This is a genomic window from Burkholderia sp. AU33803, from assembly GCF_002223095.1.
Taxonomy (GTDB): Bacteria; Pseudomonadota; Gammaproteobacteria; order Burkholderiales; family Burkholderiaceae; genus Burkholderia.
This window is the reverse complement of record NZ_NKFJ01000008.1, coordinates 537402-551034: the sequence shown is the minus strand read 5'-3', so window position 1 is coordinate 551034 and position 13633 is coordinate 537402. Positions and strand designations below refer to the sequence as shown.

At 68.5% G+C, this 13633-nt stretch carries 14 protein-coding genes; 11 read left to right on the top strand and 3 right to left on the bottom strand.

Annotated elements, in window-relative coordinates:
* The first annotated feature begins 36 nt into the window (after window positions 1-36).
* The 3 genes from CFB41_RS33985 to CFB41_RS33975 all read left to right on the top strand — a co-directional run bounded on the left by CFB41_RS33985 (window position 37) and on the right by CFB41_RS33975 (window position 1670).
* Entirely contained in the window at window positions 37-408 is a 372-nt protein-coding gene (locus CFB41_RS33985) for a CidA/LrgA family protein (protein WP_089459638.1), read from the top strand.
* The gene (locus CFB41_RS33980; RefSeq protein ID WP_089429981.1) at window positions 405-1139 is read left to right on the top strand and encodes an LrgB family protein; all 735 of its coding nucleotides are present in this window, start codon (window positions 405-407) and stop codon (window positions 1137-1139) included. The genes CFB41_RS33985 and CFB41_RS33980 overlap by 4 nt, the downstream gene beginning before the upstream one ends.
* A gap of 225 nt (window positions 1140-1364) precedes the next feature.
* Window positions 1365-1670: a hypothetical protein gene (locus tag CFB41_RS33975; protein WP_069249854.1), complete on the top strand. Its 306-nt coding sequence runs from the start codon at window positions 1365-1367 to the stop codon at window positions 1668-1670.
* Window positions 1671-1761: 91 nt separating this feature from the next.
* Here CFB41_RS33975 and wrbA read toward each other — a convergent pair whose 3' ends face one another.
* Window positions 1762-2364, bottom strand: coding sequence for an NAD(P)H:quinone oxidoreductase (gene wrbA, locus CFB41_RS33970; protein WP_039355294.1), 603 nt, complete (start codon window positions 2362-2364; stop codon window positions 1762-1764).
* A gap of 61 nt (window positions 2365-2425) precedes the next feature.
* A complete protein-coding gene (locus tag CFB41_RS33965) occupies window positions 2426-3151 on the bottom strand; it encodes a pirin family protein (protein WP_089459637.1) in 726 nt (241 codons plus the stop codon).
* Between the two features lie 128 nt (window positions 3152-3279).
* Between CFB41_RS33965 and CFB41_RS33960 the strand changes: the two genes are divergently transcribed.
* The 7 genes from CFB41_RS33960 (at window position 3280) to CFB41_RS33930 (ending at window position 11291) form a co-directional block, all read left to right on the top strand.
* Window positions 3280-4197, top strand: coding sequence for a LysR family transcriptional regulator (locus tag CFB41_RS33960; protein ID WP_089444528.1), 918 nt, complete (start codon window positions 3280-3282; stop codon window positions 4195-4197).
* A gap of 94 nt (window positions 4198-4291) precedes the next feature.
* On the top strand, window positions 4292-5413 hold the full coding sequence (locus CFB41_RS33955; protein ID WP_218828713.1) for a Fic family protein: 1122 nt from the start codon (window positions 4292-4294) through the stop codon (window positions 5411-5413).
* 260 nt (window positions 5414-5673) lie between these two features.
* The gene (locus CFB41_RS33950) at window positions 5674-5871 is read left to right on the top strand and encodes a DUF3311 domain-containing protein (RefSeq protein WP_085040323.1); all 198 of its coding nucleotides are present in this window, start codon (window positions 5674-5676) and stop codon (window positions 5869-5871) included.
* 84 nt (window positions 5872-5955) lie between these two features.
* Complete coding sequence (locus CFB41_RS33945; protein WP_089459636.1) at window positions 5956-7350, top strand: sodium:solute symporter; 1395 nt, start codon at window positions 5956-5958, stop codon at window positions 7348-7350.
* A gap of 36 nt (window positions 7351-7386) precedes the next feature.
* On the top strand, window positions 7387-9054 hold the full coding sequence (locus CFB41_RS33940; protein ID WP_089459635.1) for an amidohydrolase: 1668 nt from the start codon (window positions 7387-7389) through the stop codon (window positions 9052-9054).
* The gene (locus CFB41_RS33935) at window positions 9051-10112 is read left to right on the top strand and encodes a GTP-binding protein (RefSeq protein WP_089459634.1); all 1062 of its coding nucleotides are present in this window, start codon (window positions 9051-9053) and stop codon (window positions 10110-10112) included. Before CFB41_RS33940 ends, CFB41_RS33935 begins: the two co-directional genes overlap by 4 nt.
* A gap of 108 nt (window positions 10113-10220) precedes the next feature.
* Window positions 10221-11291 carry a lysozyme inhibitor LprI family protein gene (locus CFB41_RS33930; RefSeq protein WP_256941346.1) on the top strand — a complete coding sequence of 357 codons (1071 nt, stop codon included), beginning with the start codon at window positions 10221-10223 and terminating at the stop codon, window positions 11289-11291.
* Window positions 11292-11328: 37 nt separating this feature from the next.
* On the opposite strand, the gene CFB41_RS33925 is transcribed toward CFB41_RS33930, so the two are convergent.
* Window positions 11329-12414, bottom strand: coding sequence for a LacI family DNA-binding transcriptional regulator (locus tag CFB41_RS33925; protein ID WP_089459633.1), 1086 nt, complete (start codon window positions 12412-12414; stop codon window positions 11329-11331).
* 241 nt (window positions 12415-12655) lie between these two features.
* On the opposite strand from CFB41_RS33925, the gene rbsK reads away from it, so the two are divergent.
* Entirely contained in the window at window positions 12656-13582 is a 927-nt protein-coding gene (gene rbsK / locus CFB41_RS33920; protein WP_089459632.1) for a ribokinase, read from the top strand.
* Window positions 13583-13633: the final 51 nt, after the last annotated feature.

Genomic DNA, 13633 nt, shown 5'->3' with positions numbered 1-13633 from the left:
GTCCGGCAGCGCGGCCCCGTTCGGGAGAAGCGGTTCATGCTGCAGGCATTCGCGGTCTTGCTGACCTTCCAGTGTCTCGGGGAAGGCGTGTCCTACCTGTTCGGCCTGCCGGTGCCGGGCCCGGTGATCGGCATGCTGCTGCTGTTCGGCTTCGTGATGCTGCGCCCGCAAGTGGCCGACGCGATCGAGCCGACCGCGCTCGAGCTGCTGCGCCATCTGTCGCTGCTGTTCGTGCCGGCCGGCGTCGGCATCATGGTGTCGGCCGACCGCGTGCGCGGCGATGCGGTTGCGGTCGTCGTCGCGCTGGCGGTGAGCACCACGCTCGGGATCGCGGTGACGGCGCTTGTCACACGTGCGCTGCTGCGGCGCCAGCGGCGCGCGGACGGCGCGGCGGAGGGCACGCGATGACGGCCTTCCCGACACTCGGCGCGATCTGGGTCTATCTCGCCGCGACCCCGCTGCTGGGCCTGACCATCACGCTGATCGCCTATCTGTTCGCGCAGGCCGTCTATGCGCGGGCGCGCTTCAACCCGCTCGCGAACCCGGTGCTGATCGCGGTCGCGCTGATCGTCGTGCTGCTGACGATCACCCGCACGCCGTATCCGACGTATTTCGAAGGCGCGCAGTTCGTCCACTTCCTGCTCGGCCCCGCGACCGTCGCGCTCGCGCTGCCGCTGTACCGCCAGTGGTCGAAGCTGCGCCGCGCCGCGGTGCCGCTGCTGGTCGGCCTGCTCGCGGGTTCGCTGACCGCGATCGTGTCGGCGGTCGGCATCGCGGCGCTGTTCGGCGCGTCGCACCAGACGATCGCGTCGCTGGCACCGAAATCGGCGACGACGCCGATCGCGATGGCCGTCGCGGCCGAAATCGGCGGGATTCCGTCGCTCACCGCCGTGCTCGTGATCTCGACCGGGATTTTCGGGGCGGTGTGCGCACGCGGGATCCTCAATGCGTTGCGGGTCGACGAACCGGCCGTGCGCGGCTTCGCGCTCGGCGTCGCGTCGCACGGGATCGGCACCGCGCGCGCGTTCCAGGTCAGCGAAGAGGCCGGCGCGTTCGCCGGGCTCGGGATGGGGCTGAACGGCGTGCTGACCGCCTTCGTCGTGCCGATCCTGCTGCCGGTGCTGTCGCGCTGGATCTGAGCGCCGGCCGGGCCGGGTTATCGGTTTCCCTGATGGCGCCGGCGCGGCGCCGAAACGGCGGCTCTCGCGGTGCGCATGTATCGTGGCCGTTATCAGGAGAATTCAGGAACGCACACGGACAACGGAATACTGATCGGCTAACGTTGCAACGGCGCCGATGTCGCAAGCGGTCGTGTGCGCGCCGGTGTTCGACCCACTTTCAACAATCGACAAGGAGATCCGGCCATGAAGCAGTCTCGCGTGGTATCGGTGGCAGTAGCAGTAACGGCGTCGTTCGGTCTGCTGTTGACCGCCGCGCCGGCGGCATACGCGCAGGATCCGGCGTCCGCGCCGACGCAGAAGCAGCTCGACAAGGCGCAGAAGAAGGCGGCCCGCAAGGCCGCCCGGGCGCGGCATGCGTCGGACCTGAAGGCGATCGGCACGGGCAGCGGCTACCGGTTGACCAACGACCAGAGCAACTATCCGCAGAACGCCGCGCAGAAGGCGCCCGCGACGAAGGCGGCGCCGGCCGCCCCGGCATCGGGCCAGTAACGGCCGTAACCTCGGCACAGCGCGAACGGCGCCGGATCGACCGGCGCCGTTCGCGCATGTGCGGGGCGGCCCGAACGGCCGGGCCGTCGCGTTACGACGCGAGCTTGCTCGCGATTTCCGCGACGTGCTTGCCCTGGTAGCGCGCGATGTCGAGCTCGTTCGCGCTCGGCTGGCGGCTGCCGTCCGCGCCCGCGAGCGTGGTCGCGCCATACGGCGTGCCGCCGGTGATTTCGTTCATGTTGACGAGGCCGCTGCAGGCGTACGGCACACCCACGATCACCATCCCGTGGTGCAGCAGCGTGGTGTGGAACGACGTGATCGTCGTTTCCTGACCGCCGTGCTGCGTGCCGGTCGACGCGAACACGCTGCCGATCTTGCCGACGAGCGCACCCTTCATCCACAGGCCGCCGGTCTGGTCGAGGAACGTGCGCATCTGGCCGGCCATGTTGCCGAAGCGGGTCGGCGTGCCGAAGATGATCGCATCGTAGTCGGCGAGTTCGTCCACCGTCGCGACCGGCGCGGCCTGGTCGACCTTCACGCCGATCGCGCGGGCCTGGTCGACGGGAATCGTTTCCGGCACGCGCTTGAGCGTGACCTCGACGCCGGCCACCGATTTCGCGCCTTCCGCGATGTGCTGCGCCATCGTTTCGACGTGCCCGTAGGACGAGTAGTAAAGAACGAGTACCTTGGCCATGTTGCGAATCTCCGATTAAAAGGGCCCCGCGTTCAGCGGGGCCCGGTTTCCCGAACGGGCGTCATGCCCACTCGGCCGTTACTTCGACCGGACGCAGGTCGAACACCAGCACTTCGGCATCCTTCCCGTCGGCGAACGTCAGCGCCTGTTCGTCGCGGATGCGCACGCCGTCGCCTTCGCCGAGCGTCACGCCGTTGACCGTCACGCTGCCGCGTGCCACGTGCACGTAGGCAAAGCGGTTCGGCGCCAGTTCCAGCGTCGCGCGTTCATCGCCGTCGAACAAGCCGGCGTAGATCCGCGTGTCCTGCCGGATCTTCAGCGAACCGGCGTCGCCGTTCGGCGAGACGACGAGCGCGAGCTTGCCGCGCTTGTCGTCGGTCGTGACGTTCGTCTGCTGATAACGCGGCTCGGCACCCTTTTCGGCCGGCCCGACCCAGATCTGCAGGAAGTGGACCGGCAGTTCCGGCGAGTGGTTGAACTCGCTGTGGCGCACGCCGGTGCCCGCGCTCATCAGCTGCACGTCGCCCGGCACGATCACCGAACCGGTGCCCATCGAGTCCTTGTGCTCCAGCGCGCCGTCGAGCACGTACGACAGGATTTCCATGTCGCGGTGCGGGTGCGTGCCGAAGCCGCGGCCCGGGGCGACGCGGTCGTCGTTGATCACCAGCAGGTCGGAGAAGCCGACTTGCTTCGGATCGTAGTAGTTCGCGAACGAAAACGTATGACGGGAGCTGAGCCAGCCATGCTCCGCACGGCCACGTTGGTTTGCTGCACGGATTTCGATCATGATTTTTGTTCCTCAAGACGCCGGACCTCGGAAGTGGGCCCGGCCGTTCGTTGAGATGAATCTTAGGTCAATCGATTTGACAAATAAATGGCTGTAGCGATAATGACTGTCGCTATGGAGTGGACAATATGGAAATCAACGATCTCAGGATCTTCGTCGCGACGGTCGATGCGGGCAGCTTCACGGCGGCGGCCGACCAGCTGATGCTGTCCAAGCAATTCGTCAGCCGGCGCACGATGGCGCTGGAGGCGTCGCTCGGCGTGCGGCTGCTGCACCGGAACACGCGCAACCTCGCGGTGACCGAATCGGGGCAGGAGTTCTATGCGCGCGCGCAGCGGATCCTCGCGGAGATCGCCGACGCCGAGCAGGCGATGTCGGTGCGCAGCACCGAGTTGCACGGGTCGCTGAAAATCAGCGCGCCGCTGTCGTTCGGGATCACGCACGTGTCGCCGCTGATCGCTGAATTCCTGTCCGCGCACCCGGCCGTGCGGCTGAACCTCGACCTGACCGACCGGCGCGTCGACCTGATCGGCGAGGGCTTCGATCTCGTGCTGCGGATTGGCTCGCTCGAGGATTCGACGCTGATCGCGCGCCCGCTCGGCGCATGGCGGATGATCGCGTGCGCGAGCCCCGCCTACCTGAAGCGGCAGGGCACGCCGCAGACGCCGGCCGATCTCGCCGGCCATACGTGCGTGCTGTACGGGCGCGAGCGGCGCATCGGCTGGGAATTCCGCGTCGACGGCGCGGCGCGTACGTTCGACGTGCAGGGGCCGCTGGTCGCGAACAACGGCGAGGTGGTGCGCGACGCGGCGATCGCAGGGCTCGGCATCGCGCTGCTGCCGGATTTCATCGTCGGCGGGGCGCTCGACAGCGGCGCGCTGGTGCCGGTGCTCGACGCGTATGCGCCGTCGCCGATCACGCTCAATGCGGTGTTTCCGCAGCATCGGGAAGGGTTCGTCACGCTGCGCACGTTCATCGGGTTTCTCGCGGAACGGCTCGGCGACGCGGCGCCGGCCGCGAAGGGCGGGGCGGGGCGGGCGCGGTAGCGGGCCGGTTTGCGGGGAATGGGGGTGCTATTCTCCGCATGATTTGCGGAGAATGTGGCGCTCTGCGGCGAATCGGTGGGATAATCTCCGCATCATGAGCGGAGATTACACCTACATCTGGGAGTCGGCCGACTGGCCCGCGTGGCGCTTCGACCTCCCTGCACTGGCGACGCCACTCGCCGACGTCAGCCGTGCGCAAGGCATGCTGGCCGGGCGGCTGGCGGATGTCGGCCTGGCGCTGCGCGACGAGGCCAGCCTCGCCGCGTTGACGGAGGACGTCGTCAAGACCAGCGCGATCGAGGGCGAAAGCCTGAACGTGGCGTCAGTCCGGTCGTCGATCGCGCGCCGGCTCGGGGTCGACATCGGCGCACTGGCGCCGGTCGATCGTCACGTCGAGGGCGTGGTCGACATGGTGCTGGACGCGACCGCCCACGCGGCGGCACCGGTCACGGACGCCCGTCTGTTCGGGTGGCATGCGGCGCTGTTTCCGACCGGCTATTCGGGGATGTCGCGGATCACGGTCGGCGGCTGGCGCACCGATGCCACCGGGCCGATGCAGGTCGTGTCCGGCCCGATCGGCCGGCAGCGCGTGCATTTCGAGGCGCCGCCCGCCGCGCGCCTCGCCGGCGAGATCGCGCGCTTTCTCGCGTGGCTCAATGCCGCGCCGGTCGAGCCGTTGCTGATCCGCGCCGGCCTCGCCCATCTTTGGTTCGTCACGCTCCATCCGTTCGACGACGGCAACGGCCGGATCGCGCGTGCGCTCGGGGATCTGGTCCTCGCGCGCGCCGACCGCAGTCCGCAACGCTTCTACAGCCTGTCGGCGCAAATCCAGCGCGAGCGCAACGCGTATTACGACGTGCTGGAGCGGACGCAGCGCGGCTCGCTCGACGTCACCGAATGGCTCGCGTGGTTCCTGACCGCGCTCGGCCGCGCCATCGATCACGCGCACACGACGCTCGACGCGGTGCTGGTCAAGGCGCGTTTCTGGCAGCGCTGCGCGGGCTTCGCGATGAACGAACGCCAGGTGAAGGTGATGAATCGGCTGCTCGACGGCTTCGAGGGGAAGCTGACGTCCACCAAGTGGGCGGCGCTGGCGAAGTGCTCGCAAGACACCGCGCTGCGGGACATCACCGAACTCGTCGAGCATGGCGTGCTGCGCCGCTCGTCGTCCGGCGGCCGGAGCACGAGTTACGAGTTGATGCCGTTTGGCGGTTGACGCCGGCCTCGGTCATGACCGGTGGGCGCTGGCCGCGACGGAGCGGCGTCGGGTTGTCGCTTCGATCGTTGCCGCGTTGACCGGGCAACACCGGGCCGCGTCGGGCAATGGACCACTGGCCCAAGCGATTGCCCGCGTCTGGCACTATCCCGCGCCTTTTTGTCTTCGAATACTGGATTCGACGCCGGATGCCGCGCGGGCGACATCCGCCGCCTCCGCGTACGCCCCTTCCGTACGAACCCGCTTTCGAGGAGACACGCATGCTCAGGTATCTGATCGGCATCGGTATTCCGTATCTCGGCGTGATCGGCGTGCTGCCGTGGGCAGCCGCGCAGGACCGCTACGTGCTGGGCGTGCCGTTCATCTTCATGTGGATCTTCGCGTGGTTCGTGCTGACGTCCGGCTGCCTGTTCGCGTGCTGGATGCTGTTCGACCGCCGCGCGAGCGGCGCCGCCTAGCGCACGCATCCGCTTCTTGCGGAGCGCCGGCCGCCCGCGCTTTCCGGTGAACCCTACGCATTCCTTTCCTTCGCAGAGGTGCGCATGTCCACGGTCGTCTTCGCCGCGCTGATCGCGCTGTCGCTCTATCTCGCCATCCGATCCGGCCGCGGCCGCGGCAAGCAGAGCGTGCATGACTTCTTCGTCGCGTCGCGCCAGTTCGGCACGGCGCTCGTGTTCTTCCTGACCGCCGGCGAGATCTACAGCATCGGCACGATGGTCGGCTTCCCCGGCGGCATCTACGCGAAAGGGCCGACCTACGGCGTGTGGTTCCTCGGCTACATCCTGCTCGCCTACCCGATCGGCTATTTCGTCGGCCCGAAGATCTGGGAGGCCGGCAAGCGTCACAACGCGATCACGCTGCCCGACTTGTTCAAGGGCCACTACCGTAGCCGCGGGCTCGAGCTGGTCGTTGCGTGCGCATCGATCCTGTTCCTGATCCCGTGGGGGCAGCTGCAGTTCACCGGGCTCGTCGCGGCGCTCAAGGGGCTCGGCTGGCACGTCGAGCCGCTGTACCTGATCCTCGTATGCGCGGCGCTCGCGTTCACTTATATCGCGATCTCCGGCGTGCGCGCGTCGGCGTATATCGCGATCCTGAAGGACATCCTGATGCTGCTCGCGATCGTCGTGACGGGCGTGGCCGTCGCATGGCAGGTGGGCGGCGTGCATCCGGTGTTCGACGCTGCGAGCCGGCAGGTCAGCAACACGATGAGCGGATCGCAGCTGCGCTTCTCGATGAGCACGATGCTGTTCCAGTCGCTCGGCTTCTACCTGATGCCGTTCGCCGCGCAGAATTTCTTCACCGCGCGCGGGCCGGACGCGATCCGGCGCACGCAGGTCGTGATGCCGCTGTACATGCTGATGTATCCGTTCCTCGTGATCGCGTCGTACTACGCGATCACCGCGAACCTGACGCTCGCGTCGCCGAACGACGCGTTCTTCGCCGCCGTCACGCACCTGCTGCCCGGCTGGCTGATCGGCCTCGTCGCGGCCGGCGCTGCGCTGTCGGGGCTGCTCGTGCTGGCCGGCATCTGCCTCGCGATCGGGCCGATCGTCACGCGCAACCTGATGCCGAACCTGCCCGAATCGCGCCAGAAGCGTGCGGCGAAATACGTGATCGTCGGCTACCTGCTGCTGTCGATCGCGACCACGATGCTCACGCCGAACCTGATGCTCACGCTGATCAACACCACGTACTACGGCGTCACCCAGTTCCTGCCGGGCGTGCTGATCCTGCTCGCGGGGCGCCGCGTGCGGCCGGTCGCGGTCGGGGCCGGGATGATCTGCGGCCAGGTGCTCGCGATGATCTTCTACGTGCTCCATGTCGACTTCGGCGGCATCAACCTCGGCCTCGTGTGCCTCGTCGTCAACGTGCTCGTCGTCGCGGCCGTGCATGCGATGCTGCATGGCCGTCCCGTTAAGCAATACGCCGTTTCCTGACCCATCGGCGGTTCGCCGCAAGGAGAGCAGTGACACATGCCAGCATCCGCAACCCCGGCCGCAGCCGTGACGGTGTTCACCGCGCGCCGCATCCTGACGATGAATCCGGCGCAGCCGTCGGCCACGCACGTCGCCGTGCGTGACGGCCGCATCCTCGCGGTCGGTGACGCCGCCGACGCGGCCACGTGGCACGCGCGGTTCGGCGCGTGCACGACCGACGACACGCTGCGCGACAAGGTGCTGATGCCGGGGCTCGTCGAAGGGCATTGCCACCTGATGGAAGGCGCGATGTGGGACGCCGTGTACGTCGGCTACTACGACCGGCGCGGCCCCGACGGCACGCTGTGGCCGGGGCTGCGCTCGCTCGACGCGGTGCTCGCACGGCTCGCGGAAGCCGAGCGCGCGATGACCGACGACGGGCCGCTGCTCGCGTGGGGCTTCGATCCGATCTTCTTCGGCACCGCGCGGCTGACCGCGCACGAACTCGACCGCGTATCGGCGCAGCGGCCGATCGCGATCCTGCATGCGAGCGTGCACCTGATGAACGTGAACGGCGCGATGCTCGCGCGCGCGGGCATCGACGAGGACACCGACATCGACGGCGTGACGCGCGATGCTGACGGCCGTCCGACCGGCGAGCTGCAGGAGTTCGCGGCGATGCTGCCGGTGTATCAGACGATCGGCGGCAAGCTCGCGATTTCCGCCAGCGAGAAGCCGCACGCCGTCTGGAATTTCGGGCGCGTCGCGCAGCTTGCGGGCGTGACGACGGCCACCGATCTCGTCAACGACCTGTCGGCCGACGGCAACCGCACGTTGCGCGAGGTCACCGCCGATCCCGATTATCCGGTGCGGATCGTGCCGGCGTTCGCGCCGCAGCGCAATCCGGCGCGCTCGGCCGACAGCGTGCTGGCGGAGATCGAGCGCAATACCGACAAGCTGCATTTCGGGCCGGTGAAGTTCATCGTCGACGGCTCGATCCAGGGCTTCACCGCGCGCGTGCGTTGGCCCGGTTACGCGGGCGGCCAGCCGAACGGGTTATGGCTGATTCCGCCCGCCCAGCTCGTCGACGTGTTCGAGCCGTTTCATCGCGCGGGGCTGCAACTGCACGTGCATACCAACGGCGACGAAGCGACCGACATCGTGCTCGACGCGATGGCGACGCTGCTCGCGCGCCATCCGCGTCCCGATCATCGTCATACGCTGCAGCATTGCCAGATGGCCGATGCCGCGCAGTTGAAGCGCGTTCGCGCGCTCGGGATGTGCGTGAACTTCTTCGCGAATCATCTGTACTACTGGGGAGACGCGCATTACGGCCAGACCATCGGCCCCGATCGCGCGAACCGGATGGATGCGGCCGGCTCCGCGCAGCGGCTCGGCATTCCGTTCGCCTTGCATTCGGATGCGCCGATCACGCCGCTCAATCCGCTGTTCACCGCATGGTGCGCGGTGCAGCGCGAGACGGCGTCCGGGCGCGTGCTCGGTGAAGGCGAGCGGATTTCAGTCGACGACGCGCTGCATGCGATCACGCTCGGCGCGGCCTATACGTTGCGGATGGATCATCTCGTCGGCAGCATCGAGATCGGCAAGTTCGCGGATTTCGCGGTGCTCGACGATGATCCCTCGGTCTGTGCGCCCGCACGCCTGAAGGCGCTCGCCGTGTGGGGCACCGTGCTCGGCGGGCGCGTGTTCCGGTCGCCGCGATGAGTGCGCCAGGCGACGCCGTCGTGCCCGTTGCGGCTGCGCCCGCACCGATCGACCTCGCGGTGATCGGCGGCTATCTCGGCGCGGGCAAGACGACGGTCGTCAACGCGATCCTGCAGGCGCCGCATGGCCGGCGCATCGCAGTGCTCGTCAACGATTTCGGTGCGGTGAACATTGATGCGCGCCTCGTGCGGGCGCGCGGCGACGACGTGATCGAACTCGACAACGGTTGCATCTGCTGCACGATCGGCGGCGCGCTCGTCGATGCGCTGACGCGCGTCGCGACGCGCGACGTGCGGCCCGACCTGCTGCTCGTCGAAGCGAGCGGCGTGGCCGATCCCGCGAAGATCGCGCAGATCGGGCTGCTGAACGGTGCGTTCCGGCTGACGTCGGTGCTCGTCGTCGCCGATGCGCTCGCGTGGCGCGACACGCTCGCCGATCCGCTCGTCGGCGCGATGGCGCAGCGCCAGCTCGACGGTGCGGGCGCGATCGTCGTGACCAAGCTCGACTGCGTTGCGCCGGAACGGCGCGACGCGGTACTCGACGATGTGCGCGCGTGTGCGCCGACCGACATCGTCGTCGCCGCGCGCCATGGCGAGATTCCGCTCGCGCTGCTGTTCGACGCGGCCGTGCCCGATCGTGGCGCGATGCCGGCGGGTTTCGCGCGTGCGCACCGGGCGATCCGACATGACGCGATGCCGGCGTTCGCGAGCGTTACCGTTGCCGCGCCGGATGTGCTCGACAAGGCGCGGCTGCGTGCGTGGCTGAAGGCGTTGCCGCGCACGATCCTGCGCGCGAAGGGCATCGTGCGCGTGGTCGATGCGCAGGGCACGGTCGCCACGCGCGTGTGCCAGGTCGCCGCGCGACGCATCCGGTTTTCGTCGATGGAAGACGAAGGGCTGGCGGCGCACGAAGAAGATGGCGTAATGGTGTTCATCGGGTTCATCGATGCCGCAGTGGAAGCTGCATTGCGCGACGGCATCGTGCAATGCGGCGCGGCCACGGGAACGGTTGCGCTGACATCGACCGATCGATTGATCGGCGCCGCGCATTCGGGTTAGGCTTCGGCGAGCAACGGCATGCGCTGCATGCCGGGCCGGACGTTTTTACCTCGAATGCCGCGTGCAGGTAGCTTCTACAGGCGCGCGATCCTGCGACGAGCCAAGCCGATGACCCTCCACAATCAAAAGAATGCGCGCGGGCAAGCCGCGATTTCCGCCCGTGCCGTGCGGCACACGCACCTGCGATCCGTCGCGGCCGCCGCGTTGCTGACCCTGCTGCCGCTTGCCGCGCATGCCGCCGGCTTCGACTGCGCGAGGGCTGCTTCGTCCACCGAGAAGACAATCTGCGCGGATGCCGCGCTGTCGAAGCTCGACGGCGACCTGGCGACGGCGTGGAAGCAGGCGCTCGCAAAAGGCGGCGATATGGCCGCGCTGAAAGCCGCGCAGCTGAAGTGGCTCAAGCAGCGCGACCGGTGCGGCGGCGACGCGCAGTGCCTCGGCGATCGCTACCGCGAACGGCTCGCGAGCCTGAACGGCAAGCCGCTGGCCGCCGACCGCTGGCAGCAGACGTGGTACATGACGAGCGACAACCCGTCGTTCGGCGGCGTGCTGACGTTCACCGGCACGGCGCCGCGCCTGCATTTCGAGCTGAGCGGCAACAACGGCGCGAATACGGGCGGGCTCGATGGCGACCTCGTGCTGCACGGCGACAGTGGCACGTACCGCAACGACAAATGCCGGCTCGATTTCGAACGGAAGGGCGGGCGCATCGGCGTCACGCAACACGGCGCGGATGTCGATTGCGGTGCGGGCTCGGGTGTTGTCTATGGCGGCCAGTATGTGACCGCTTCGCAGTTCCAGGCAAAACCGGCGGCCGACCTGCTGAGCCTCAAGGTCGTCGACGACGCGACGCAGAACGCGGCCGCGCACAAGCTGCTCGGCGCCGACTACCAGACGCTCGTCGACAACGTCAATTACAGCGCCGACGAGAAGGATCTCGACGGGCTGAACGCGCATGTGGCGTCGTACTGGGTGCGCGGCATCGCGACGACGAATGCCGCGATCGTGATGCGCCGTGGTAACGACCTGTGGATCGGCCTGCTCGTGTTCGACGCGAAGAACAACGTCCGGATGCGCTATTACACGAACGTGCCGGCGTGGAAGAAAAACGTGCCGAAGACCATCCAGGCGTGGCATGACAATCTCGACAAGACGCTGCCGGTCGACGTGATGCAGTGACGGGCGGGACGGGCAGCCGAAGCTGCCCGGCGCGTATTTATTTTTTACGTCCTGCCCGAACCTGCGCCGGCGGCGCAGCCGATTCCCGCATGCGCAACTCCGGCAGCACCGCGTGCCCCGGCCCCGTTGCGCCGTTCTCGAGCGCGTCGAGCAACGCCTGCGCGGCCTGGCGCCCGATCGCGTGGGTGTCGACCCACATCGTCGTCAGCGGCGGCTGGATCTCGCGCGCGAGCGCGATGTCGTCGAAGCCGGTGATCGACAATTGCGCGGGCACGTCGATGCCGAGCGCCTGCGCCTCGAGCAACGCGCCCAGCGCGAGCGCGTCGTTGCCGCAGATCACGGCCGTCGGCCGCGTGGCCGCGTCGCTGTCGGCGATCGCGCGCAGGCTCGCCCGCCCGAACGCGATCGTGGCCGCGCCTTCGTGCTGATGGACGGGCCGCACCGCGAGCCCGCGCGCGGCCAGCGTGTCGTGAATGCCGCGCAGGCGCGCCTGCACACGGTCGTTGTCGGCGGACGGCTGCATGATGATCGCGAAATCGCGGTGGCCGAGGTCGAGCAGGTGGGTGGTGAGCTGCGCGAACGCCGCGCGGTTGTCGAAGCCGATGCAGCAGTGCGGACTGTCGTCGCGATACGCATAAGTGACGACGTACGGCACGCGGTGCATCGCAAGCAGTTCGAACAATTCCGGCGGATACGCTTCGCCGACGAGCGACACGGCTTCCACGCCGCGCGACAGCATCGCGCGCACCTGGTCCAGCGCCTGCGCGGGATCGTAGTTCGAGCAGCCGAGGAACAGCGTGATGCCATGCTCGGCCATGACCGTCTGCATGCCCGCGACCTGCGAGGCGAACACCTGGTCGTCGAGCGTCGGAATGATCGCGCCCGTGATGTGGGTGCGCGTGGACGCGAGCGCGCGACCCGCCGCATTCGGAATCCAGTTCAGCGCGCGCGCCGCGTCGCGCACGCGCTGCTGCACGTCGGCCGACACCTTGCCGGGATCGTTGTACACGCGCGAAACGGTCGCGGTCGACACGCCGGCCAGCTTCGCGACATCGCCAAGCACCGAGCGGCCGCTGCCGCGGCGCGCGCGGGGCGTGACGGCGCGGGACGGAGGCGAGCTCATCGGCCGGCTCCCGGCGTGGCGGCGGTGCCGGCGCGGTGCGTTGTCAAATGCGTCATTGTTTACCCTCGGTTCGTGGTGGCGCCGCTTGCATTCTCGCTCGACCCTGTGAGAATGTAAGCGCTATCTTGACGTGCTTCCGTATTATGTCAGACGCATATTCTATCCATATCGTGAAATTTTCATCGACGACGGCCATTCCGGCCTTTTTGTCCGTCGCAAATGTAAGCGGTTACATTCGGAAATGAGAGACACCCCTTCCCCGCGCATCGCCGTCGTCGGCAGCGTCAACATCGACCTCGTCACACGTGCGCCGCGCCTGCCGGTGCCGGGCGAGACGCTGCTCGGCACCGATTTCCAGACCGTCCATGGCGGCAAGGGCGCGAACCAGGCGGTCGCGGCTGCGCGCCTGGGCGCGTCGGTCGCGATGATCGGCTGCGTCGGCGACGACGCGTTCGGCGCGCGCCTGCACGACGCGCTGTCGGCAGAGGGCATCGACGTGACGCACCTCGACCGGATCGCCGGCACCGCGACCGGGGTGGCCACGATCACGGTCGACGAAGGCGGCGCGAACAGCATCGTCGTCGTGCCCGGCGCGAATGCGCGCCTCGATGCCGGCCGGATCGATGCGGCGCGCGAAACGATCGCCGGGGCGGCGATGCTCGTGAGCCAGCTCGAAGTGCCGGTCGCCACCGTGGCGCGCGCCATTGCCTGCGCGTCGGCACACCGCACGCCGGTGCTGCTCAATCCCGCGCCCGCGCAGCGGCTGTTCGACGCGCTGCTCGCACGGGTCGACTACCTCGTCGTCAACGAAACCGAAGCCGAGTCGCTGACCGGCATCGCCGTCGGCGACGATGCGTCCGCCGTGCGCGCCGCCGATGCGCTGCGCGCGAAGGGCGTGGGCAACGTGCTGGTCACGCTCGGCGCGCGCGGCGTGTGCTGGCGCGGCGGTGCAGGCAACGGCCGCCTGCGGGCGATGTCGGTGGTCGCCGTCGATACGACCGCGGCCGGCGACACCTTCGTCGGCGGGTTCGCGGCCGCTCGCGCGGGCGGCGCGGCGATGGACGACGCGATCGGCTTCGGCCAGCGCGCCGCCGCGATCAGCGTGACGCGCCACGGCGCGCAGACCTCGATTCCGACGCGCGACGAAGTGGCATGCCTGGAACCTTGAATTCCGCATCAGACGGACAGGCCGGAACCGGCCGATATCACTGACATGGAG